At 63.7% G+C, this 23,302-nt stretch carries 18 protein-coding genes; 16 read left to right on the top strand and 2 right to left on the bottom strand.

The annotated features are described in order from the left end of the window. The first annotated feature begins 17 nt into the window (after positions 1 to 17). The 4 genes from ftsW (at position 18) to murB (ending at position 4,919) form a co-directional block, all read left to right on the top strand. A complete protein-coding gene (gene ftsW / locus ASG03_RS16920) occupies positions 18 to 1,172 on the top strand; it encodes a putative lipid II flippase FtsW (protein ID WP_062474168.1) in 1,155 nt (384 codons plus the stop codon). Between the two features lie 227 nt (positions 1,173 to 1,399). Continuing rightward, positions 1,400 to 2,524, top strand: coding sequence for an undecaprenyldiphospho-muramoylpentapeptide beta-N-acetylglucosaminyltransferase (gene murG / locus ASG03_RS16915; RefSeq protein ID WP_062474611.1), 1,125 nt, complete (start codon positions 1,400 to 1,402; stop codon positions 2,522 to 2,524). Next, complete coding sequence (gene murC / locus ASG03_RS16910) at positions 2,521 to 3,948, top strand: UDP-N-acetylmuramate--L-alanine ligase (RefSeq protein ID WP_062474166.1); 1,428 nt, start codon at positions 2,521 to 2,523, stop codon at positions 3,946 to 3,948. The genes murG and murC overlap by 4 nt, the downstream gene beginning before the upstream one ends. Then, positions 3,945 to 4,919, top strand: a complete 975-nt coding sequence (murB, locus tag ASG03_RS16905) for a UDP-N-acetylmuramate dehydrogenase (protein WP_062474164.1) — start codon at positions 3,945 to 3,947, stop codon at positions 4,917 to 4,919. The genes murC and murB overlap by 4 nt, the downstream gene beginning before the upstream one ends. A 157-nt stretch (positions 4,920 to 5,076) precedes the next feature. Here murB and ASG03_RS16900 read toward each other — a convergent pair whose 3' ends face one another. Beyond that, the gene (locus ASG03_RS16900) at positions 5,077 to 6,381 is read right to left on the bottom strand and encodes an MFS transporter (RefSeq protein ID WP_062694677.1); all 1,305 of its coding nucleotides are present in this window, start codon (positions 6,379 to 6,381) and stop codon (positions 5,077 to 5,079) included. A 459-nt stretch (positions 6,382 to 6,840) separates the two neighbouring features. Here ASG03_RS16900 and ASG03_RS16895 point away from each other — a divergent pair, with 459 nt between their 5' ends. The 12 genes from ASG03_RS16895 (at position 6,841) to ASG03_RS16840 (ending at position 21,244) form a co-directional block, all read left to right on the top strand. Next, a complete protein-coding gene (locus ASG03_RS16895; protein WP_062694669.1) occupies positions 6,841 to 7,767 on the top strand; it encodes a D-alanine--D-alanine ligase in 927 nt (308 codons plus the stop codon). Then, positions 7,755 to 8,690: a cell division protein FtsQ/DivIB gene (locus ASG03_RS16890; RefSeq protein ID WP_062474160.1), complete on the top strand. Its 936-nt coding sequence runs from the start codon at positions 7,755 to 7,757 to the stop codon at positions 8,688 to 8,690. The genes ASG03_RS16895 and ASG03_RS16890 overlap by 13 nt, the downstream gene beginning before the upstream one ends. Beyond that, complete coding sequence (gene ftsA / locus ASG03_RS16885; RefSeq protein WP_062474158.1) at positions 8,687 to 10,018, top strand: cell division protein FtsA; 1,332 nt, start codon at positions 8,687 to 8,689, stop codon at positions 10,016 to 10,018. The genes ASG03_RS16890 and ftsA overlap by 4 nt, the downstream gene beginning before the upstream one ends. 87 nt (positions 10,019 to 10,105) lie before the next feature. Further along, the gene (ftsZ, locus tag ASG03_RS16880) at positions 10,106 to 11,923 is read left to right on the top strand and encodes a cell division protein FtsZ (RefSeq protein ID WP_062694667.1); all 1,818 of its coding nucleotides are present in this window, start codon (positions 10,106 to 10,108) and stop codon (positions 11,921 to 11,923) included. Between the two features lie 320 nt (positions 11,924 to 12,243). Next, the gene (lpxC, locus tag ASG03_RS16875; RefSeq protein ID WP_062695270.1) at positions 12,244 to 13,191 is read left to right on the top strand and encodes a UDP-3-O-acyl-N-acetylglucosamine deacetylase; all 948 of its coding nucleotides are present in this window, start codon (positions 12,244 to 12,246) and stop codon (positions 13,189 to 13,191) included. A 223-nt stretch (positions 13,192 to 13,414) separates the two neighbouring features. Further along, positions 13,415 to 14,233 (top strand): outer membrane protein assembly factor BamD, encoded by an 819-nt coding sequence (locus ASG03_RS16870; RefSeq protein WP_244475317.1) that lies wholly within the window; start codon positions 13,415 to 13,417, stop codon positions 14,231 to 14,233. 21 nt (positions 14,234 to 14,254) lie between these two features. Next, positions 14,255 to 15,928 (top strand): DNA repair protein RecN, encoded by a 1,674-nt coding sequence (recN, locus tag ASG03_RS16865; protein ID WP_062474151.1) that lies wholly within the window; start codon positions 14,255 to 14,257, stop codon positions 15,926 to 15,928. A gap of 139 nt (positions 15,929 to 16,067) precedes the next feature. Beyond that, a complete protein-coding gene (ligA, locus tag ASG03_RS16860) occupies positions 16,068 to 18,218 on the top strand; it encodes an NAD-dependent DNA ligase LigA (protein ID WP_062694665.1) in 2,151 nt (716 codons plus the stop codon). Positions 18,219 to 18,327: 109 nt separating this feature from the next. Next, positions 18,328 to 19,203: a pantoate--beta-alanine ligase gene (gene panC / locus ASG03_RS16855; protein WP_062474147.1), complete on the top strand. Its 876-nt coding sequence runs from the start codon at positions 18,328 to 18,330 to the stop codon at positions 19,201 to 19,203. Continuing rightward, the gene (panB, locus tag ASG03_RS16850) at positions 19,200 to 20,033 is read left to right on the top strand and encodes a 3-methyl-2-oxobutanoate hydroxymethyltransferase (protein WP_062474145.1); all 834 of its coding nucleotides are present in this window, start codon (positions 19,200 to 19,202) and stop codon (positions 20,031 to 20,033) included. Before panC ends, panB begins: the two co-directional genes overlap by 4 nt. Before the next feature lie 192 nt (positions 20,034 to 20,225). Then, positions 20,226 to 20,921 (top strand): AzlC family ABC transporter permease, encoded by a 696-nt coding sequence (locus ASG03_RS16845; protein ID WP_062474606.1) that lies wholly within the window; start codon positions 20,226 to 20,228, stop codon positions 20,919 to 20,921. Further along, positions 20,918 to 21,244: an AzlD family protein gene (locus ASG03_RS16840; protein ID WP_062694662.1), complete on the top strand. Its 327-nt coding sequence runs from the start codon at positions 20,918 to 20,920 to the stop codon at positions 21,242 to 21,244. The genes ASG03_RS16845 and ASG03_RS16840 overlap by 4 nt, the downstream gene beginning before the upstream one ends. A gap of 105 nt (positions 21,245 to 21,349) precedes the next feature. On the opposite strand, the gene ASG03_RS16835 is transcribed toward ASG03_RS16840, so the two are convergent. Continuing rightward, the gene (locus ASG03_RS16835; protein WP_062695268.1) at positions 21,350 to 23,179 is read right to left on the bottom strand and encodes an aminopeptidase P family protein; all 1,830 of its coding nucleotides are present in this window, start codon (positions 23,177 to 23,179) and stop codon (positions 21,350 to 21,352) included. Positions 23,180 to 23,302: the final 123 nt, after the last annotated feature.

Here is a 23,302-nt window from a genome sequence, read left to right as displayed (position 1 = left end):
TTGACGAGGACGAAGACATGGTGAGTCGTGCGGAGCGAGGCCCGGTGGCCGATTGGTTCTGGACCATCGACAGGTTCTTCCTGGCGACGTTCATTCTGTTGATGGGCATTGGTTTCATGCTGTCCTTCGCCGCCAGCCCGGCCGTTGCCGAGCGTCTGGGGCTCGACAGCTTTCACTTCGTCAAGCGTCAGGCAGCCTTCCTCATCCCGTCGCTGATGGTCATGATCGGGCTCTCGTTCCTGACGCCCCGTCAGGTGCGGCGCACGGCGATCGTCATTCTTGTCGCCGCCATCGCGATGATGATCCTCGCGCTGTTCTTCGGGGTCGAGATCAAGGGGTCGCGCCGCTGGTTCTCGATCGGGCCGATCGGCATCCAGCCGTCCGAATTCATGAAGCCCGCCTTCGTCATCGTCTGCGCCTGGCTCTTTTCCGAGCATGCGCGCCAGCCGGAAATTCCCGGCAATCTCTTCGCGATCCTGCTCTACGGGATCGTTGCGACGCTGCTGATCGCCCAGCCCGACCTCGGCCAGACGATCCTGACGACCGCCGTCTGGGGTGGCATGTTCTTCATGGCGGGCATGCCTTGGCTGTGGATCGTCGTCCTCGGCGGGTCCGCCGTCGGTGGTCTCGTCGTCGCCTATACGCTGCTCCCGCACGTGGCCGGCCGCATCGACCGGTTCATGACGGGCGAGGGCGATACCTTCCAGGTGGACACGGCGCGCGAGGCAATCATCCGCGGCGACTGGCTGGGTCAGGGGCCGGGCGAAGGGATCATCAAGCGGATCATTCCCGACAGCCATACCGACTTCATCTTTTCGGTCGCGGCCGAGGAGTTCGGCATCGTCTTCTGCATGGTCATCGTCGCCATCTTCTCGTTCCTCGTGATGCGCGGGCTCAGCCACGCTTTCCGCGAGCGCAACGACTTCAACCGCTTCGCGGTGGCGGGTCTCGTGCTGCAGATCGGCATCCAGTCCATCATCAATGTCGGGGTGAATCTCGAGCTGCTCCCGGCCAAGGGCATGACGCTGCCCCTGATCTCCTACGGCGGATCGTCGATGATCGCGATCTGCGTCACGGCCGGCTTCATCCTGGCCCTGACACGTCATCGCCCGGAAAAGCGGGCGCTGGAGCGCAGCCTCTTCCGGACCGGAGCCCCGGTCGCGGCCGAGTAGAGATACGGTCGGGCGAGGGACGTGCGGTGCGCCTGCGCCGGTACAAATCCGCAGCGTCGCGCGTCGCTCCGACACGCGGCGCTGTCGTCTCTTCCGGCAAAGTGTCCATCCAAAGGAAAACCCGTCACGATTTTCGACATTGTGCGGTAGTAGATATCAAAGTGTCCGATTTTGACACATAGCTGCGCAGTCTCGCGCAACCCGTTTCGTACTGGAGGTCTCGAGTTTTGACCAAGGGCATCGTCATGCTAGCCGCCGGAGGTACCGGCGGTCATCTTTTTCCAGCCGAGGCGCTTGCGCACGAACTGGCCGCACTGGACTTCACGGTTCACCTGATCACGGATCACCGCGCCGAGCGCTATGCGGATTCCTTTCCGGCAGACCGTATCCATGTGGTGCGTTCCGCGACGATCGGCTCTCGCAACCCGGTCAAGGTTGCCTCCTCGCTCTGGCAATTATGGGCGGGACTGCGCGAAGCGCGGGGCATCATCAAGGCGTTTGCGCCGAAGGTCGTCGTCGGCTTCGGCGGATATCCGACCGTACCGCCGCTGCTGGCCGCCAGCCGCCTGCGCATTCCCACGATCATCCACGAGCAGAACGCCGTCATGGGACGTGCGAACAAGGGCCTTGCCGGACGGGTCACCGCGATCGCCGGCGGTTTCCTGCCGGAGACGGATGGTCGCTATGCGCGCAAGACGGTGACGACCGGCAATCCCGTCCGTCCCGCCGTGCTTGAGGCCGCCGATGTGCCCTACACGGCGTCCGGTGCCGGCGAGCCGTTCCGTCTCGTCGTGTTCGGGGGCAGCCAGGGTGCTCAGTTCTTCTCCAAGGCGATCCCGGCCGCCATTGCCCTGCTCGAGCCCGAATTGCGCGCCCGGCTGCATGTGACGCAACAGGCCCGCCCGGAAGATCTGGACGGCGCGCGAACGGCCATGTCCAAATTCGAGCTGAGCTCGGAGATCTCCCCTTTCTTCACCGACATGGCGGGTCGCATTGCGGCGGCGCATCTGCTTGTCTGCCGCTCCGGCGCATCGACCGTGTCGGAGATCGCCGTCATCGGCCGGCCGTCGATCCTGGTGCCCTATCCGTTCGCGCTCGATCATGACCAGGCGGCCAATGCTGCGGCTCTGGCCGAGACGGGCGCCGCGCGACTGGTGCCGCAGAAGGACCTGACCCCGGAGGTCCTGGCGTCGTTCATCCGCGACGCGATGAACAGCCCGGAGAGCATGGCCGAGATGGCGACCAGCGCCAAGGCTGCCGGCCGTCCGGACGCCGCGCGCTTGCTTGCCGGCATGGTAGAGGCTATTGCCAGCGGCCAGACGATTGCCCAATTCAAGGAAAAGCGCTCATGAAACTGCCGCAGACGATCGGTCTCGTCCATTTTATCGGTATCGGCGGGATCGGGATGAGCGGCATCGCGGAAGTGCTGCACAATCTGGGTCACCGGGTTCAGGGATCCGATCAATCCGAAAGCGCCAACGTCCAGCGGTTGCGTGAAAAGGGCATCGAGGTGTTTGTCGGTCACAAGGCCGAGAACCTCGGGGAATCCGAAGTCGTCGTCGTGTCGACCGCGATCAAGAAGACCAATCCGGAACTGATCGCAGCCCGCGAGAAGCTGCTGCCGGTCGTGCGCCGTGCCGAGATGCTGGCCGAGCTCATGCGCTTTCGCAGCTCGATCGCCATCGGCGGCACGCATGGCAAGACAACAACGACCTCGATGGTCGCGGCCCTGCTGGAAGCGGGCGGTCTCGATCCGACCGTCATCAATGGCGGGATTATCAACGCCTACGGGACCAATGCCCGCATGGGCGCCGGTGAATGGATGGTCGTCGAAGCCGACGAGTCCGACGGGACCTTCCTGAAGCTGCCGGCCGACGTCGCCGTGGTGACGAACATCGATCCGGAACATCTCGACCATTACGGCACCTTCGACCAGGTGCGGGCGGCGTTCCGTCAATTCGTCGAGAACGTGCCGTTCTACGGCTTCGGCGTCATGTGTCTCGATCATCCCGAAGTCCAGACGATGGTCTCCAAGATCGAGGACCGCAAGGTCATCACCTATGGCGAGAACCCGCAGGCGGACGTTCGTTTCTTCAATATCCGCATGGACGGCGCGACATCGATCTTCGACGTTGCCATCCGTCGCCGGCGCACCGGCCAGTTGATCGAGCTGAAAGACCTGCGCCTGCCGATGCCGGGTCGTCACAACGTCTCGAATGCAACGGCCGCGATTGCCGTTGCGAACCGGCTCGGCATGAAGCCCGAGGATATCGCCAAGGGGCTTGCGTCCTTCGGGGGCGTGAAGCGGCGTTTCACCTTCACCGGCGAATGGAACAATGTGCGGATCTACGACGATTACGGACATCATCCGGTCGAGATCAAGGCCGTGCTGCGGGCGGCACGCGAAGCCTGCCAAGGCCGAATCATCGCCGTCCACCAGCCGCACCGTTTTTCCCGCCTGCAGAGCCTTTTCGAGGATTTCGCAGCCTGCTTCAACGATGCCGACACGATTCTTCTGTCGCCGGTCTATTCGGCCGGCGAGGAGCCGATCGACGGGGTTTCCTCGCAGGAGCTGGTTTCCCGCATCAAAGCCGGGGGACATCGCGATGCGCGGTATATCGAAGGGCCGGAAGCCCTTGCGCCACTGGTCTCCACCATTGCACAACCCGGTGACTTCGTGGTTCTTTTGGGCGCCGGCAGCATTACCTACTGGGCTGCCGCACTGCCGAAGGAACTGGCGGACATCACAGCGCAGGGGACAGGACGGGACGCATGAAACAGGTCGACGGAACAAGGCTGCTCGCATCGCTCGGCGACGGCGTGAACGCGCTGCGGGGACGGCTGACGCCGGATGCCCCCATGGACCGCGTGACATGGTTCCGCGCCGGCGGGCTGGCCGAGCTCATGTTCCAGCCGCATGACGTCGATGACCTCGTGACCTTCCTCAAGCTCGTTCCGCAGGAGGTTCCGGTGATGGTGGCCGGCGTCGGGTCCAACCTGCTGGTGCGGGATGGCGGTATCCCCGGTGTCGTCATCCGTCTGTCGGCCAAGGGCTTTGGCGATGTGGAACTGGCCGGCGAAAACCGCGTCGTGGCCGGCGCGATCTGCCCGGACAAGAACCTTGCGGCGATGACGCTCGATCACGGGATCGGCGGCTTCTTCTTCTATTACGGCATTCCAGGCACGGTCGGCGGCGCCTTGCGCATGAACGCCGGCGCAAACGGCGGCGAGACCCGGGAGCGGGTTGTCGAAGTGCACGCCGTGGACCGGCAGGGCGAGAAGCACGTGCTCAGCAATGCGGACATGGGCTACAGCTACCGTCATTCGAGCGCGCCCAAGGATCTGATCTTCACGCATGCCGTGTTCGAGGGCTTTCCGGAAGACAAGGCGAAGATCCGCGCCGACATGGACGCCGTGCGCCAGCACCGGGAGACGGTCCAGCCGATCCGCGAGAAGACCGGGGGATCGACGTTCAAGAACCCCGAAGGACATTCGGCCTGGAAGCTGATCGACGAGGCCGGCTGCCGCGGCATGATGATCGGCGGCGCCCAGATGTCGCCCATGCACTGCAACTTCATGATCAATACGGGGCAGGCGAGCGGCTACGAACTCGAATATCTCGGCGAGACCGTGCGCCAGCGCGTGATGGAGCATTCCGGCATCAAACTCGAATGGGAGATCAAGCGGATCGGATCGTTCATGGCGGGTTACGAAGTGCGGGAATTTCTGGGCCGAGCGACGGTATGACCGCGGGAACCGCGTGCTGCTCGTTCATGGCGAGCGCGTTGGGCCTCTGCCGTTTTCCCTGACGGCTTCCTTGTGGAGGCGATCTGGATCTCTTTCGAAAAAGGCCGCGATGTCAGGGACATCGCGGCCTTTTTGCGTGTTCTGATTCTGCTTGAAGTCAGACTTCGTGTTTGCCCGATAGCAGGATGCAGATGAGCGTGATGACGGCGGCAAACAGCACGTAATAGCCGACGGCGGTCATGCCGTAGCTCGCCTGCAGATAGGTGGCGATGTAGGGCGCAAGCGAGGCGCCGAAGATGCCGGCGAAGTTGAAGGTGATGGACGAGCCGGTATAGCGGACATTGGTGGGGAAGGGTGCTGCCAACGCCGTTCCGATCAGGCCGTAGGTCACGCCCATCAGCGCCATTCCGATGACGACGAAGAGAACGACGCTCGCTTCGCCGCTTGTCAGAAGACCCGGGAGGAAGAAGGAGAAGATGCCGATCAGCACGGTAACGCCGATCAGGATCTCGCGTCGGCCGAAACGCTCGGCGAGCTTGCCGGCGATCGGGATGAAGATGCCGAAGAGCACCGCGCCGAGCAGCTGGATTTCCAAGGCATCGAGGAAGGGCATCTTCAGGATCTTGATGTTGTAGGACAGCAGATAGGCCGAGCCGATGTAGAACAGGACGAATGTCGCGAGGGCCACGAAGGTGCCGAGAACGAGGCTTCTCTTGTGGTTGCGGAAGAGCTCGACGACGGGAACCTGAACGCGCTCATGGCTGTCGATGGCCTTCTGGAAGGCCGGCGTCTCGGTGATGGAGAGACGGACCCACAAGCCGACGGCGATCAGGAGGATAGAGGCGATGAAGGGCACGCGCCATCCCCAGCTCAAGAGTGCTTCCTGCGACATGACATGGAGCAACAGCCAGAACACGCCGGACGACAGAAACAGGCCGACGGGCGCGCCGAGCTGCGGGAACATGCCGTACCAGCTCTTCTTGCCTTCGGGCGCGTTTTCGGTCGCAAGGAGAACCGCGCCGCCCCATTCGCCACCGAGGCCGAAGCCCTGGCCGAATCGGCACAGTGCGAGGAGCAGCGGTGCGAGAACGCCGATCGATTCGTAGGAGGGCAGCAAGCCGATGACCACCGTGGAAATGCCCATGGTGAGAAGGGCTGCCACCAGCGTCGTCTTGCGGCCGACCCGGTCGCCATAATGGCCGAACACGACCGCACCGAGCGGTCGGGCGAAGAAGGCGATCGAGAAGGTGGCGAAGGATGCGAGGAGCGCCGTCGTCGGATCATTGTTCGGGAAGAACAACGTCGGGAAAACGAGGACGGCCGCCGTCGCGTAGACGTAGAAATCGAAAAATTCGATGGTGGTGCCGACGAGGCTCGCCAGGAGCACGCGAGCCGGGGAATTGATAGCGCGTGCATCCAAGCCATCTGCCTTCGCCGATACCGGAGATATCGCGTTGCTCATGATCTTGTCCGTATTGAGAATCTGCCACCCTCATAGGTAGCTGCGGGCTACATAGAGCAAGTTAATGTCGGAAGAAACCCTGTTTGCGCAACAATATGACGCCAGTTCCCACTGTAGCACATGAGATGCAATCCTGACGCATAGCGGGGCAGGCGCGTCGGCATCGCGATGCCCAGCCGTTGGGCGAAAGCGATGGTGAACGCGGCCTTGACCTCGGCAGAAGCCCCGGAAGGCGTCGCAGCCATGCATATCGGACGGCGTGCCATTTTCGTCACAGACACGGTGTTCGCAGCAACAAGCTGTGCGTCGAGGGATCTCCCGCCGTTCCGGTTAACGAAAGTAAACGGTTCGTTAACCTTAATGACGCTTTAGTGAGCGCAGGCAGGCATGCATCGAGTCGGGAGTCCCCAACCGGTCGCTTCGCCGCCACGTGAACGAGAAGAAATGTCAGGGGTTTTCATGAGTGGCAAACACGTTGCCGTGTTGATGGGGGGCTTCTCGTCGGAGCGGCCGGTCAGCCTGTCCTCGGGCGCCGCCTGTGCCGATGCGCTGGAAGCCTTCGGTTACCGCGTGACCCGCGTCGATGTGGATCGCGACGTCGCGACCGTTCTGGGTGCGCTTCGCCCCGACGTGGCGTTCAACGCGCTGCACGGCCCCTTCGGCGAAGACGGGACGATCCAGGGAATCCTGGAATATCTCGAGATCCCCTACACGCATTCGGGCGTTCTCGCCTCGTCGCTGGCAATGGACAAGGCCCAGGCGAAGATCGTTGCGAAGGCTGCGGGCATCCCGGTCGCCGAAGCGAAAATCATGGATCGTCATGATTTCGGCACGGATCATCCCATTCCCACGCCCTATGTGGTGAAGCCGGTCCGGGAAGGATCGAGCTTCGGTGTCGTGATCGTCCAGAAGGACCAGTCGCATCCGCCGCAGGTCATCACCTCCAGCGACTGGCGATACGGCGATCTCGTCATGGTCGAACGCTACATCCCCGGCCGCGAATTCACGTGCGGCGTCATGGGCGGCGAGGCGCTGGCCGTGACCGAGATCATTCCCCAAGGCCATACGTTCTACGACTATGATGCAAAATATGCCAAGGGCGGCTCTACACACGTCATTCCGGCGGAAATTTTACCGAATATTTACCAAAACATTCAAAGACTGGCCGTTGCGGCACATCATGCGATGGGGTGCCGTGGTGTCAGCCGCTCCGACTTCCGCCTCGACGACAGCTCCTCGGGAGAGAGCGAGCTGATCTGGCTCGAAATCAACACGCAGCCGGGCATGACCCCGACATCGCTGGTTCCGGAAATGGCGGTTCAGGCCGGCCATTCCTTTGGTGAGTTCCTCAGCTGGATCGTGGAGGATGCGTCGTGTTTGCGTTGAGAGGTCGTTTCCAGAATCGGGTTCGGGCGCCACAGGAATACCGCGATATGGACGGCCATGTCGTTCTGCCGCGTCCGCTGCGGCGCGTTGCCCGCTTCTTCGTTGCCTTGGGGACGGGTCGCATCCATTTCGCCCCCCATACCGGCACCGTCTCGGCGCTGGCCCTGTTTGCGGCCACTGGTTTCTACGGCATGGCCATCGGCGGGCACACCCCCGAGGTCGCCAAGGCGACCACGACGGCTGCCGGATTTGCCATCGAAGACGTCAAGATTTCCGGCAACGACCAGACGTCGGAAATCGACATTCTCCAGGAGATCGGTCTGGACGGTGCGACCTCGCTCGTTGCTCTGGATATCGACGCCGCCCGCAAGGCGATCGCCAAGATGCCCTGGGTCGAAGAGGTGACGGTTCGCAAGGTCTATCCCGGCACGGTCGAGGTCAATCTGAAGGAACGCAAGGCCTTCGGCATCTGGCAGCACGGCTCCGACCTGTCTCTCATCGAAAAGAGCGGCAGCGTCATCGCTCCGCTGCGGGACAACAAGTTTGCCGAACTGCCCTTGTTCGTCGGCCGGGATGCGGAAACGGCTGCGGCCGGTTTCTATGCCCGCTTTGCTGACTGGCCGGAAATCGCCGGCCGCGTGAAAGCCTATGTCCGTGTTGCCGGTCGCCGTTGGGACCTGATCCTCGACAACGGCGTGATGGTCAAGCTCCCCGAGCAGGATCTCGACCGCGCCATGCAGGTGCTGTCCACGATGGAGGAGGGCCAGCAGCTGCTGGAACGCGACATCGCCGCCGTCGATCTTCGTCTTGAAGATCGCACCACCATACAACTGACCCCCGGCGCCGCTGAGCGCCGACAGGTCGCCCTAGAAGCCCGTACCAAGCAGCTCAAGAAACTCGAGAGCCAAGAGGACCGCATATGAGCCTGTTCGGTTCGTCGCATTTCGGCCTGCCGCGTCTGAAGCCCCTGTCGGCGAAGCGATCGCATATCGTTTCGGTTCTCGACATCGGTTCCACGAAGGTCGTCTGCATGATCGGCCGCCTGACACCGCGCGCCGAAAGCCAGATCCTGCCCGGTCGCACCCATGCGATCGAGGTCATCGGTCTTGGTCACCACAAGTCGCATGGCATGAAGAACGGCGTGATCGCCGATCTGGATGCAGCCGAAAGCGTCGTCCGCCTTGCGGTCGACGCGGCGGAGCGCATGGCAGGCCTGACCATCGACAGCCTGATCGTCAACGTGTCCGCAGGTCGCCTGCAGAGCGACATCTATACGGCCTCGGTCGACCTGGGTGGCCAGGAAGTCGATGCCGCGGATCTGAAGCGGGTCCTTGCCGCAGCAGGCCAGCGCTCGCAGCGTCAGGATCGCGTCATTCTCCATTCGCTGCCGACGGGCTTCTCGCTCGACGGCGAACGCGGCATCCGCGACCCGCTCGCCATGTTCGGAGACAGCCTCGGCGTCGACATGCATGTGCTGACGGCCGAGCGTGCAGCGTTGAAAAATCTCGAGCTCTGCATCAACAGGGCGCATCTTTCGGTCGAAGGGATCGTCGCGACGCCGTATGCGAGCGGCCTTTCGGCCCTGGTGGACGACGAGGTCGAACTCGGCTGCGCCTGCATCGACATGGGCGGCGGGACGACGACGATCTCCGTGTTTGCCGAAGGCAAGCTCGTGCATGCCGATGCCGTGAGCCTTGGCGGGCATCATGTGACGACGGATCTCGCACGCGGCCTTTCGACCCGGATCGAAGATGCCGAGCGTCTGAAGGTCGTGCATGGCTCGGCCATGCCGAACGACGCCGACGAGCGGGAGATGGTGACCGTTCCCCCGATCGGCGAGGACGACCGCGACCAGCCGACCCATGTGCCGCGTGCGCTTGTCTCGCGAATCGTCCGTGCCCGCGTCGAAGAAACGCTCGAACTGATTCGCGACCGCATCCAGCGCTCCGGCTTCTCGCCGATCGTCGGCAAGCGTGTCGTCCTGACGGGTGGCGGAAGCCAGCTGACGGGTCTGCCGGAAGCGGCGCGCCGCATTCTTGCCCGCAACGTGCGGATTGGTCGTCCCCTCGGCGTGTCCGGCCTTCCGCCGGCAGCCAAGGGTCCGGCCTTCTCCACGGCTGTCGGCCTGATGATCTATCCGCAGGTCGCCGAGATGGAGACGCATGCCGCCCAGGGCGGGATGCTGTCGTCGCTCGGCGGCGGCGACAGCCGCATCGCCCGAATGGGGCAGTGGCTGAAAGAGAGTTTCTAGGTTCGCGTAAGGTAGGACCGCCATAAGAGTGAATTGAGATTTGGTCGGCTCGGCAAGGCGACCAGAAACCAGGAAGGAACGGGTAACATGACCATCAACTTGCAGAAGCCGGATATCACCGAGCTTAAGCCCCGCATCACCGTCATCGGTGTCGGCGGCGGCGGCGGCAACGCCGTCAACAACATGATCACCGCTGGCCTCCAGGGCGTCGACTTCGTCGTTGCCAACACGGACGCCCAGGCGCTGACCATGACCAAGGCCGAACGAATCATCCAGATGGGTGTGGCCGTCACCGAAGGTCTCGGCGCGGGTTCGCAGCCGGAAGTCGGTCGCGCCGCCGCCGAAGAGTGCATCGATGAGATCATCGATCATCTCTCCGGCACGCATATGTGCTTCGTCACTGCCGGCATGGGCGGCGGCACGGGGACGGGCGCTGCTCCGGTTGTCGCGCAGGCCGCGCGCAACAAGGGCATCCTGACGGTCGGCGTCGTGACCAAGCCCTTCCACTTCGAAGGCCAGCGCCGCATGCGTCTTGCCGATCAGGGCATCGCCGAACTGCAGAAGTCGGTCGACACGCTGATCGTCATCCCTAACCAGAACCTCTTCCGCATCGCCAACGACAAGACCACCTTTGCCGACGCCTTCGCGATGGCCGACCAGGTGCTCTATTCGGGCGTTGCCTGCATTACCGACCTGATGGTCAAGGAAGGCCTCATCAACCTCGACTTCGCCGACGTTCGCTCGGTGATGCGCGAAATGGGCCGTGCGATGATGGGAACCGGCGAAGCGTCGGGCGATGGCCGCGCGATGGCCGCTGCCGAAGCCGCGATTGCCAACCCGCTGCTCGACGAAACGTCGATGAAGGGTGCGCAGGGCCTCCTGATCTCGATCACGGGTGGTCGCGACATGACGCTGTTCGAAGTCGACGAAGCTGCGACGCGCATTCGCGAAGAGGTCGATCCGGACGCGAACATCATTCTCGGCGCGACGTTCGACGAAGAGCTCGAAGGCATGATTCGTGTCTCCGTTGTTGCAACCGGTATCGATCGTACGGCCGCGGAGGTGGCCGACCGTACGGCTAGCTTTCGCCCGGTAGCCTCCAAGCCCGCCGCACGTCCGGCAGCTCCGGCCGCAGCACCGGCCATGCAGGCTCAGCCTGCACCGGTGATGCAGCAGCCGGCACCTCAGCCGCAGGCACCGCAGGCCGATCATATCGCCGAAGCCATCCGCCAGGCCGAAATCGAACGCGAGCTCCTGATCCAAGCGCGCGCTGCCGAAAAGGCGCAGGACGACTTCCGTCCGCAGAGCAAGCTGTTTGCCGGCGCTGCACCGGAAGCTGCACCCGTCATGCGGGCTCCGGCACCCCAGGCCCCGATGCAGGCCGCTCCGGTGGAGATGCCGGTGTACCAGCAGCCGATGCAGGCCGCGCCGGTTCACCCCCAACACGGCCACGGCCAGCCGCTTCATGCCCAGCAGGCACAGGCGCCCTACATGCAGCATGAGCCGATGGCCCAGCGTCATGAACCGGCTCCGATGATGCGTCAGCCGGAACAGGTTCGCATGCCCAAGGTCGAGGACTTCCCGCCGATGGTGAAGGCCGAAGCCGAGCACCGGTCGCAGCCGGCCGCTGCGCATCACGAAGAGCGTGGTCCGATGGGCCTTCTCAAGCGAATCACCAATTCGCTCGGCCGCCGCGAAGAGGAAGATCATTCCGTCGCGTCGGACATGACCTCGGGAGCACCGAGCGCTGCATCGCAGCAGCGCCGTCCGCTTTCGCCCGAGGCGAGCGTCTACGTACCGCGTCGCGGTGCGCTCGACGAACGCGGCCGCGTGAACCCGCAGCCGCGTGCGCAGGACGACGATCAGCTCGAGATTCCGGCGTTCCTTCGCCGTCAGTCGAACTGATTTTACACCCGTCTTCTACCTTGCCGGAACGCCTGGGCTCCAAGCCCAGGCTTTTCCGTTTTTGCAGCGTATTTGCAATGGGATAGTTACGGAAGAAGAAGCGTTACAAAGCGAAAGAAACAGTGATTTGGAATGGCCGGACGGGGGCTTTATCTTCACCATAGAAAGTCTGCAGATATGCGGCTCCTGATCGCGTCGAAGGATGGGGGCGGCACGTTGGGCTTGCCGTCGAGAGGTTGACCCGGGGCTCAAAGACGTATCTTGCAGGCACGGAATAAAGGCGGTTCGCCGCCAGAATTGTGAAAGTGAAGAGTATGGGACTGGGAATTGGACTGCTGGGGTTTCAGACGACGATTGCCGAACAGGTCAGCCTGAGCGGCACGGGCGTGCATTCCGGTACCGACGTTTCGATCACCTTCCATCCCGCAGAGGCCAATACGGGCATCGTCTTCCAGCGTGTGGAGGGCGAGCGTGTTCTCGGTGAATATCGCGCCGTTTCCTCCAATGTCGGCAATACGGATCTCTGCACCATTCTCGGCACGTCGCCGGCCACCTGGATCGCCACGATCGAGCATGTGATGGCTGCCATCTATGCCATCGGCATCGACAATCTTCTGGTCGAGGTCCACGGCGCCGAGATGCCGATCATGGACGGCAGCTCCGCGCCGTTCATCGAGGCCATCGAGCAGACGGGAATCAAGGCGCTGGCCGTCAAGCGGCGCTACATTCGCATCCTGAAGCCGGTGCGCATCGAGCATGGCGCTTCCTGGTCCGAGTTCCTGCCCTATGACGGCGGCATGCGGTTCGAGGTGGAGATCGATTTCGATACGCCTCTGATCGGTCGCCAGTCCTGGAAGGGCGACATGACGGCGGCGACGTTCAAAAACGAGCTGTCGCGGGCACGCACCTTCGGCTTCATGCGCGATGTCGAGCGGATGTGGGCAGCCGGCCGCGGCCTCGGCTCTTCGCTCGAGAACTCCGTCGTCATTGCCGACGATCATACGGTCATCAATGTCGAAGGGCTGCGCTACGCAAAGGACGAGTTCGTCCGGCACAAGACGCTCGACGCGGTCGGTGACCTAGCGCTTGCGGGCCTGCCGTTCATCGGCTGCTATCGCTCCTATCGCGGCGGTCACAAGATGAATGCCAATGCCCTCCAAGCGCTGTTCAGCGATCCCACCGCCTACGAGATCGTCGAAACGGCCATGCCGCGGACCCGGCTCCCCCGGGAGAAGCAGGTCGCGGGCGCGTCCGAACTTTCGGCCTGACACACAGTTTACCATCGGAATTGCCTTAAAGCCGGTCATATGACCGGCTTTTTCATGGACGTGATGCCACAAAATTGCGTTATTCGATCACCATGACGTTGCGGACTTGTTCTAGTATGATCTAGAACCGCATGGTCGGCGGCGGGGCAGCTGCCACTCGAGTTGGGATGTTCTGATGGCTTTTGCAGACGGCTTCGAATGGAAGACGATCACGCGTGTTGCGATGGTCTCGCTTGTCGCGGCGACGACGAGCATCGCGGTGACGGCTTGCCAGAACGATCCCGACATCGACATCACCAAGCTCTCCGCGGAAACCGATCCGCCCGACGTGCTCTACAACCAGGGTCTCGCCAACCTGAATGCCGGCAAGACGACGGAAGCCGCGCGCAAGTTCGACGCGATCGACAAGCAGCAGCCGTTCTCCGAATACGCCCGCAAGGCGCTGGTGATGAAAGCCTTCGTCAATTACCGGCAGGGCCAGAACCAGGACGCGATCAACGCAGCCACCCGCTATCTCAATCTCTATCCCGAGTCCGAAGACGCGGCCTACGCGCAATACATTCTCGGTCTTGCCTATTCCAAGCAGATCCCGACAGTCACGCAGGACCAGAAGCCCGCCTTCAAGACGATCGAGGCAATGCAGGTCGTTGTCGATAAATATCCGAACTCGGAATATGTCGAGGATGCGCAGGCGAAGATCCGTTATGCAAAGGATCAGCTGGCCGGCAAGGAAATGCAGGTCGGGCGCTATTATCTGGAGCGCAAGGAATATCTGGCCGCCGTCACCCGGTTCCGCACCGTGGTTGAGCGGTATTCCGGCACGAACCAGGTCGAGGAAGCGCTGGCCCGTCTCGTCGAAAGCTACTTTGCCATGGGGATTACCAGCGAGGCGCAGACGGCTGCCGCCGTTCTCGGGCACAATTATCCTGACAGCCAGTGGTATGCCGACAGCTACAAGCTTCTGCAGACCAACGGGCTCGAGCCGCGCGAGAATGGCGGATCCTGGATTTCCCGGGCCGGCAAGAAGATCCTCGGCGTCTGATCCGAAAGAACAGAAGACCGAATGCTTTCACAGCTCTCGATCCGCGATATCGTCCTGATCGAACGGCTTGACCTGTCCTTCGATGCAGGCCTCTCGGTTCTGACCGGCGAGACCGGGGCGGGCAAGTCCATCCTGCTCGACAGTCTCTCGCTGGCCCTTGGCGGGCGAGGGGACGGGTCGCTCGTGCGGCACGGCGGCGACAAGGGGCAGGTGACCGCGGTCTTCGACGTCGCGGCCGACCATCCCGCCCGTCTTCTCGTGCGCGAAAACGGCATCGATGACGATGGCGATCTGATCTTCCGGCGCGTGCAATCGTCCGACGGCCGGACCAAGGCCTATGTCAATGACCAGCCGGTCTCCGTTCAGCTCCTGCGGCAGGCAGGGCAGCGGCTCGTGGAAATTCATGGACAGCACGACGATCGCGCACTCGTGGATACCCACGCGCACCGCCTCCTGCTGGATGCCTTCGGTGGCTTGACGGCGGAGGCCGAGACTGTCGGGGATCTCTTCCGGATCTGGCGGGACGCAGAGCGCGGGCTGAAGCGTCATCGCGAAAAGGTCGATGCCGCCGCGCGGGAAGCCGATTATCTGCGCGCCGCCGTGGAAGAGCTCGAAGCCCTCTCGCCGCTGGATGGCGAAGAGGACGAGCTTGCCGAGCGCCGGGCGACGATGATGAAATCCGAGCGCATCGCCTCCGATATCAGCGAGGCCAGCGATTTCCTGAATGGCAATGCCTCTCCCGTGCCGCAGATCGCCTCGTTGGTGCGCCGGCTGGAGCGCAAGAGCCATGAGGCGCCGGGCCTGCTGGAAGAAACGGTCAACCTGCTCGATCTTGCGCTCAATCACCTGTCCGACGCGCAGATGGCGGTGGAGGCGGCGCTCCGGCGGACGGAGTACGATCCGAAGGAACTGGAACGGGTCGAGGAACGGCTGTTTGCGCTGAGGGCCGCCGCACGCAAATATTCGGTTCCCGTCACCGAGCTTCCGGCTCTGGCCGTGCGCATGATCACCAGCGTGGCCGATCTGGATGCGGGCGAGGAGAAGCTGAAGCAGTTCGAGGCGCAGGTCGCCATCGCGCGGGCGGATTTCGATGCGGCGGCAGCTGCCCTGTCATCCAAGCGGCACAATACGGCGAGCGCGCTTTCCGAGGCTGTGATGGCGGAGCTGCCGGCGCTCAAGCTGGAACGCGCACGCTTCATGGCCGAGGTTGCGAGCGACCCGACGCAGCTCACGGCCGAGGGCATCGATGTCGTCGAGTTCCATGTCCAGACCAATCCCGGCACCCGGCCGGGCCCGATCATGAAGGTCGCTTCGGGGGGCGAGCTTTCGCGCTTCCTGCTGGCTCTGAAGGTCGCGCTCGCCGACCGCGGATCCGCGCCGACGCTCGTCTTCGACGAGATCGACACGGGCGTCGGCGGCGCGGTCGCCGATGCGATCGGCCAGCGGCTCAAGCGGCTGTCGAAGACGGTCCAGGTTCTCTCCGTCACCCATGCGCCGCAGGTGGCGGCGCGGGCGGCGACGCATCTCCTGATCTCGAAGGGGCCGTCCGAGAAATCCTCGGAGACGATCGCGACGCGGGTGGCGCGCATGGACGACAAGGCCCGCACGGAGGAGATTGCCCGGATGCTCGCGGGCGCCTCGATCACCGAGGAAGCGCGGGCGGCTGCGGCAAAGCTGCTGGCGGGCGGCGGCTGAAGCTCGAGCCGCTTTTCTCAAGCATTCTTACGTTCTTGCGCAAGAGCGCAAGAGCGCCTGCGCTTTGGATCTCCGCCGGCATCCTCTTCTCAAAAGGGTGATTTTCGCTACAACACTCCCGACAGCAGGAGTGACCGCCATGACCGATACCAAGCCCGTGGATGCGCTGAGCGAAGCCGATGCCGTGGAGGAACTGGCGTTCCTGGCCTCCGAGCTGGCCCGTCACGATGCGCTCTATCATGGCAAGGACCAGCCGGAGATATCGGACGCCGACTATGACGCCCTGAAGCGGCGCAACGGAGAGATCGAGGCGCGGTTTCCCGATCTCGTGCGGCCCGACAGTCCCTCCGGCAAGGTCGGCGCTGCGCCGTCGGGACTGTTCCAGCAGGTCACGCATGCCCGCCCCATGCTGTCGCTCGACAACGTGTTTTCCGACGAGGACGTGAACGACTTCATTGCCAGCGTCTACCGGTTCCTCGGCCGGCTGCCGGATGATTCCATCGCGTTCACGGCCGAGCCGAAGATCGACGGCCTTTCCATGTCGCTGCGATACGAGAAGCGCAAGCTCGTCACGGCCGCCACGCGCGGGGACGGCACGACGGGCGAGAATGTGACCGCGAACATCCGGACGATTGCCGAGATCCCGCAAACGCTTCCGAAGGGCGCGCCCGACGTGGTGGAGGTGCGCGGCGAGGTCTACATGGCCAAAAGCGACTTCCTCGCCCTGAACGCGCAGATGGAGGCCGAAGGCCGGCAGACCTATGTCAATCCGCGCAACACGGCTGCGGGTTCGCTTCGCCAGCTCGATCCGGCGATCACCGCGACGCGGAAGCTGCGCTTCTTCGCCTATGCCTGGGGCGAGATGTCGGACATGCCGTCGGACACGCAGTCCGGTATGGTCGAGGCTCTGAAAGGGTGGGGGTTCCCGGTCAATCCGCTGACGCAACGCCTGACCTCCGTTGCCGACATCCTCGATCACTATCGCCAGATCGGCCTGCAGCGACCGGAGCTCGATTACGACATCGACGGTGTTGTCTACAAGGTGGACGATCTTGGCTTGCAGCGGCGGCTCGGCTTCCGTTCGCGCTCGCCGCGCTGGGCGACGGCGCACAAGTTTCCGGCCGAACAGGCGTTCACGATCCTGACCGCCATCGACATCCAGGTCGGACGGACCGGCGCCCTGACGCCCGTGGCGCGCCTCGTGCCTGTCACGGTTGGCGGCGTGGTCGTCACCAACGCCACGCTGCACAACGAGGATTACATCAAGGGCATCGGCAATGCCGGCCAGCCGCTGCGCGAGGGACGCGATATCCGCCTCGGCGATACCGTCATCGTCCAGCGTGCAGGCGACGTCATCCCGCAGATCGTGGATATCGTCGAAGAAAAGCGGGACGCCGACAGCGCGCCTTATGTTTTCCCCAAGTCCTGTCCCGTCTGTGGCAGCCACGCCGTGCGGGAGGTTAACGAGAAGACCGGCAAGGTCGATTCGGTCACGCGGTGCACGGGCGGCTTCGTCTGCCGCGCCCAGGCGGTCGAGCATCTCAAGCACTTCGTCTCGCGCAACGCCTTTGATATCGAAGGCTTCGGAGCCAAGCAGATCGACTTCTTTTTTGCGGTCGAGGATCCGTCGCTGTCCATCCGGACCGCGCCCGACATCTTCACGCTGGAGAAACGGCAGCAGGCCTCGCTGTCCAAGCTCGAAAATATCGATGGCTTCGGCAAGGTCAGCGTGCGCAAGCTGTACGAGGCGATCGACGAGCGACGGCAGGTGGCACTCTCGCGCTTCATCTATGCGCTCGGCATCCGCCATGTCGGCGAAACCACCGCAAAGCTTCTGGCCCGCTCGTACGGAACCTACAGGGATTTCGACACGGCGATGCGGGCAGCGGGTGAGCCGGGTGCGGAGGCCTGGGACGATCTCAACCGGATCGACGGCATTGGCGAGGTCGTCGCGCGGGCCATCGTGGAGTTCTACAAGGAAGACCGCAACAGAGCCGTGGTCGATCGCCTCCTTGAGGAGGTGACGCCGCTCGATGCGGAAGCGCCGTCCGGTGCGGGGAGCCCGGTCGCCGGCAAGACGGTGGTCTTTACCGGCTCCCTCGAAAAATTCACCCGTGACGAAGCAAAAGCTCGGGCGGAGAGTCTCGGTGCCAAGGTGTCCGGATCGGTGTCCAAAAAGACGGATATCCTCGTTGCCGGTCCCGGCGCGGGCTCCAAGCTCGAGAAGGCGCGGGAACTCGGCGTCGAGACCATGGACGAGGACGCGTGGCTCGCCTTGATTGGCGGGTAAGAGACATCCGAACTGTCCTGAACCCGATTATTTGACATCGGCGTCGCCTTTGAATTGTCTTTTTGCAGCGCACGCGATACCGGATGCCGGATATCGGAGGAGGTCCGGGATGGAGACAGTTTCAGCGATTGGCGACCTGCGGCGGTTGCTCGGCGACCATCGGCGCGCCGGGCGGTCGGTCGGTCTCGTACCGACGATGGGATATCTTCACGCGGGTCACATGGATCTCGTCCGGCGCGCGCGTGCCGACAATGACATCGTCGTCGCCAGCATCTTCGTCAACCCGCTCCAGTTCGGGGCGGACGAGGATCTTTCGCGCTACCCGCGCGATCTGGCGCGCGATCAGACGATGCTGCGGGACGGCGATGTCGACATCCTGTTCGCGCCCGGTGTGTCCGACATGTATCCCCGCCCAATGGAAACGGTGGTCGATGTTCCCGCGCTCGGGGCCGAGCTTGAGGGCGCCGTGCGGCCCGGTCATTTTGCCGGCGTCGCGACGGTGGTGACCAAGCTCTTCAATCTTGTCCAACCGGACCGCGCCTACTTCGGTGAGAAGGATTACCAGCAGGTGCAGATCATCCGCCGCATGGTGGCGGATCTCGCGCAGCCGGTCGACGTGGTTGCCGTGCCGACCGTTCGCGATGCGGACGGTCTCGCTCTGTCCTCGCGCAATGTCTATCTCTCGTCCGACGAACGTCGCGCGGCCGCGATTATTCCAAAGGCTCTCGCGGAAGCCGGCCGTCTGCTCGGCTCCGGCCTGCAGTCGGCTGACGCGCTCGAGCAAGCCCTTGTCGACGTCATCCGCCAGGAGCCGCTCGCCGTGGCGGAGATCGTCGCCGTTCGCGACCCGGAGACGCTCGCCCGGCTCGACACGGTCTCCAGGCGTCCGGTCCTTGTCCTCCTCTTCGTTCGGTTCGGCGCCACGCGGCTCCTCGACAATCGCGTCTACCAACCGGCGTCCTCTCTCGAAAGTCGCCAGCCATGAGCGTTCAGCCCTCGTCTCCCGCGCCCCGTCGCCGGCTCACCCCCTCCGCCATCCAGGCGCTGAAGGGAGAGCGTCCGATCGTCAGCCTGACCGCCTACACGACGCCGATCGCCCGTCTCCTGGATCCGCACATGGACTTCCTGCTGGTGGGCGATTCGCTCGGCATGGTGCTCTACGGCATGGAGTCGACGCTCGGCGTCACCCTCGAGATGATGATCGCGCATGGCCAGGCCGTGATGCGGGGAACCACGTCTGCCTGCGTCGTGGTGGACATGCCGTTCGGCTCCTATCAGGAAAGTCGGGAACAGGCGTTTCGCAATGCGGCGCACATCCTGAAGGAAACCGGCTGCAGTGCCGTCAAGCTGGAGGGCGGCGCCGAAATGGCGGAAACGGTCGATTTCCTGTCCAGCCGGGGGATTCCGGTGCTCGGCCATGTGGGGCTGATGCCGCAGCTGGTGAACACCAACGGGGGCTATCGCTCGCTCGGTCGCACCGAGCGGGAAGCGGCAAAGATCCGGCGGGATGCCAAGGCGATCGACGATGCGGGTGCTTTCGCCATCGTCGTTGAGGGGACCGTCGAACCGCTCGCGCGGGAGATCTCGGCATCTCTGCGGGCGCCCACGATCGGGATCGGTGCATCGCCTGCCTGCGATGGCCAGATCCTCGTGTCCGACGACATGCTCGGTCTGTTCAATGATTTCAAGCCGCGGTTCGTCAAGCACTTCGCTCATCTCGCTCCCGAGATCTCGGCGGCTGCCGAGGCCTATGCGGCCGACGTTAAGGCGCGCAGTTTTCCAGGCCCCGAGCATACCTTCACGGTCAAGACCTGAGCCGATCCACCGCCGGCGTCATGCATGATCGGGGTTGATCCGCGCATCAACGGATTTCATTTGCCGTTCTGGGTGTCGATGGCTAAGCCGGACCTGGCCCTTCTTCCTGCCGCATCGTCCGGTGGCCGAGCAATCACGCTCTGTCCGGACATGCCTTGGTGCCGCTGGTGCGGCAAAGCCTTGGATTTCAACATGGCATCTCGTGATTTCTGGGACGGTGCGCGCCGCGGCGTTCCGATCGTCTTGTCCGCATCGCCTTTCGGAGCGCTGTTCGGCGCGCTCGCCATCGACAACGGTTTCAGCATCGTCGACGCGCTCTTCATGAGCGCGACGGTGTTTGCCGGCGCAAGCCAGATGGTGGGGCTGGAACTCTTCGGTCATGCGGTCCAACCCTGGCTGATCGTGCTCTCGGTCTTCGCCGTCAATTTCCGTCACGTCCTGTATTCCGCGTCCATGGCACGTCACATCGCGCACTTCTCGCTCGTCCAGAAGGCGGCGGCGCTGTTTCTCCTGACCGATCCGCAATATGCCGAGACGGAGAAGCGTGGCGAACGCGGCGAGCCGGTCACCTTCGTCTGGTATATGGGGCTCGGCCTGGCGATCTATCTGCCTTGGCTGGTCGCGACGGCCCTTGGAGCGGTCTTCGGCGGTTTGATCGGCGACCCCAAGGCGATCGGCCTCGATGTGATGCTGCCGATCTATTTCATGGCGCTGGTGCTCGGGTTTCGTCGTCGTGACCATTGGCTGCCGGTGGTCGCGGTCAGTTCCGTCGTGTCCGTGATTGCCATGCGGCTTGTCGGGTCGCCCTGGCATGTCAGCATCGGCGCCCTTGCCGGCGTCGTGCTGGCCGCCTGCCTGCCGGTCAAATCCGGGGAGACCGCCCGATGAGCTTCGATCATCTCCTGCCGCAAGACCTCCGGCTGATTGGCGTCATCATCCTTGCCGCGATCGCCACCTATCTCACGCGCATCGGCGGCGCGATCATGATCGCCCGCATGGAGAAGATCCCACCGCGGATGGAGGCGGCCCTGAATGCCGTTCCGGCCGCCGTCCTCTCGACCCTGGTGGCGCCGGCCATCGTCTTCGGCGGCGTGGATGTGACCATCGCGATCCTCGTCGCCTTCCTCGTCGGCCTCCGGCTCTCGGCTCTTCCCATGCTGCTTGCCGGATGGGCCGTGGTGATGCTGCTGCGCTCTGCCGGGCTGTTTTGATCGTCGCTTCGACCGCCGAGACGACGTCGGCGGCCGAAACACTTTAGGTTCTTGTTTTAATGCATGTGTTTCCCGAAACCGCTGCACACGTTCGGGCAACATGCATTAAAGGGCGGCCGTCGCGGCCTCCAGCCAGCGCTTTGCCTCCGCGTTCTCGATCAGCGGCGTGAGCTTCTCACGGGTTTCAACGTGATAGCGATCGACCCAGGCGCGCTCGTCCGCCGTCAGGAGCTCCGGCAGGATGAGGCGGCGGTCGATGGGGCAGAACGTCAGCGTTTCGAAGCCGAGCATCGCCTGATCGCCCCCCTCGACGGCTGCGGCCTCCTGGACGTACAGCAGGTTCTCGATCCGGATGCCGAACGCGCCGGGGCGGTAGTAGCCCGGCTCGTTGGAGAGGATCATGCCGGGCAGGAGCTCCTGCATGCCGGCGCGCGAGATGCGCTGCGGCCCCTCATGGACCGAGAGGTAGGAACCGACGCCATGCCCGGTGCCGTGCCCGTAATCGGCGCCCGCCTTCCATAAGGCTATGCGCGCCAGCGGATCGAGTTCCACCCCGCGCGTGCCCTTGGGGAAACGTGCGGTGCTGATGGCGATCATGCCTTTAAGGACGAGCGTGAAGAAACGCTTCTGTTCGGCGGGCACGTCGCCGATGGCCACGGTGCGGGTGATGTCCGTGGTGCCGTTGACATATTGACCGCCGGAATCAATCAGAAACATGCTTCCCGCTTCGAGCGGCTGGTCGCTGTCGTTCGTGACGCGGTAATGCATGATCGCCGCATGCGGCCCGGCACCGGCGATCGTGTCGAAGGAAACGTCCTTGAGCGGATTCTGCAGCCGTTCGCCGCAGGCCGTCCGTGCGGCTTCCAGCTTCTGCGTCGCGGCGATCTCGGTCACGGTGCCGGGCGTCGTTCCATCAAGCCAGGCCAGGAACTCGACCATGGCGGCGCCGTCCTGAAGATGTGCGCGGGCCGAGCCTTCGCGCTCGACGGCATTCTTGCACGCCCGGGGAAGACGAGCGGGATCGGCCGCCTCGATGACGGTGCCGCCGTGCTTGCGAATCCGGTCTGCGAGCGCAAAGGCGGCATGATCCGGATCCAGCATCACGGCGGCGCCGGATGCCGCGATGGTCGAGATCCGCGCCTCAAAGGTGTCGGGCGCTTTGATCTCGGCCATCTGCGTCAGATAGGCCTTTTCCTCGATCCCGGTCTTGCGGGCATCGAGGAAGATCTCGGCTCCGCCATCGGCATGGATGATCGCGCGGGCGAGGGGATGCGGCGTATGGGGCACGTCATTGCCGCGAAGATTGAAGGTCCAGGCGACGGAGGAAGGGTCGGTGAGGATCACGGCCGCGGCGCCCGCCTTCACCACGTTCTCCGCCATATCGGCGATTTTTTCGGTGGCGAGGATGCCGGCCTGTTCGATCGTCTGAATGGCGACGCGGCCGAGCGGGATGTCGGGCCGGTCCGTCCAAAGGCGGTCGAGCGGATTGTGGTCGAGGTGGACGAGTGTTCCGCCGATCTTCGCGAGTGCCGTTTCCAGCCTGCGCACCTCGGCGCTGGTGTGCAGCCAGGGATCGATACCCAGACGAAACCCCTTCGGTGCATGGTGCTCGATCCAGAGATGCGGCGGCGCGCCGATCAGGTCGCCGCCGGTGTAGACCGTGCCATCCACCTGTTCGGCCAACTGGGTGACGTAGCGCCCGTCCACAAACACCACGGCCGTGTCGCGCATGACGAGGGCGACGCCTGCCGATCCGGTGAAGCCCGTCAGCCAGGCGAGACGCTCTGCGCAGGCCGGTACATATTCCCCCTGATACTCGTCGGCCCTCGGAACGAGAAATCCATCGATGCCGAGTGCATCGAAGGCGGCGCGGAGGCCATCTGCCCGCGCGCGTCCGAACTGAGGAGCGGAGGTAACGTCGAAGGACTGGAACATGGTGTCTTCCTGCATGCGGATGAACTGGGATGCCCGCTTATAGCAAATCCAGCCGCGGTGTCCCATCAAAGCAACCGACCTGTCCGCGCCCGCATTCATCATACTTATGCGGATTCTGCATGG

The sequence above is a fragment of the Rhizobium sp. Leaf341 genome, from assembly GCF_001424325.1.
Taxonomy (GTDB): domain Bacteria; phylum Pseudomonadota; class Alphaproteobacteria; order Rhizobiales; family Rhizobiaceae; genus Ferranicluibacter.
Note: the sequence above shows the minus strand (reverse complement) of the source record. Positions and strands in the feature narration are given on the sequence as shown.

Bases quoted from the DNA above. Each gene is read 5' to 3' on its own strand.
- ligA (WP_062694665.1), top strand. From the start codon at position 16,068: ATGACCGATACCAAGCCCGTGGATGCGCTGAGCGAAGCCGATGCCGTG.
- recN (WP_062474151.1), top strand. From the start codon at position 14,255: ATGCTTTCACAGCTCTCGATCCGCGATATCGTCCTGATCGAACGGCTT.
- ASG03_RS16840 (WP_062694662.1), top strand. From the start codon at position 20,918: ATGAGCTTCGATCATCTCCTGCCGCAAGACCTCCGGCTGATTGGCGTC.
- murC (WP_062474166.1), top strand. From the start codon at position 2,521: ATGAAACTGCCGCAGACGATCGGTCTCGTCCATTTTATCGGTATCGGC.
- panC (WP_062474147.1), top strand. From the start codon at position 18,328: ATGGAGACAGTTTCAGCGATTGGCGACCTGCGGCGGTTGCTCGGCGAC.
- ASG03_RS16835 (WP_062695268.1), bottom strand. From the start codon at position 23,179: ATGTTCCAGTCCTTCGACGTTACCTCCGCTCCTCAGTTCGGACGCGCG.
- ftsA (WP_062474158.1), top strand. From the start codon at position 8,687: ATGAGCCTGTTCGGTTCGTCGCATTTCGGCCTGCCGCGTCTGAAGCCC.
- ftsZ (WP_062694667.1), top strand. From the start codon at position 10,106: ATGACCATCAACTTGCAGAAGCCGGATATCACCGAGCTTAAGCCCCGC.
- murB (WP_062474164.1), top strand. From the start codon at position 3,945: ATGAAACAGGTCGACGGAACAAGGCTGCTCGCATCGCTCGGCGACGGC.
- ASG03_RS16845 (WP_062474606.1), top strand. From the start codon at position 20,226: ATGGCATCTCGTGATTTCTGGGACGGTGCGCGCCGCGGCGTTCCGATC.
- ASG03_RS16900 (WP_062694677.1), bottom strand. From the start codon at position 6,381: ATGAGCAACGCGATATCTCCGGTATCGGCGAAGGCAGATGGCTTGGAT.
- ASG03_RS16895 (WP_062694669.1), top strand. From the start codon at position 6,841: ATGAGTGGCAAACACGTTGCCGTGTTGATGGGGGGCTTCTCGTCGGAG.
- ASG03_RS16870 (WP_244475317.1), top strand. From the start codon at position 13,415: ATGGTCTCGCTTGTCGCGGCGACGACGAGCATCGCGGTGACGGCTTGC.
- panB (WP_062474145.1), top strand. From the start codon at position 19,200: ATGAGCGTTCAGCCCTCGTCTCCCGCGCCCCGTCGCCGGCTCACCCCC.
- ftsW (WP_062474168.1), top strand. From the start codon at position 18: ATGGTGAGTCGTGCGGAGCGAGGCCCGGTGGCCGATTGGTTCTGGACC.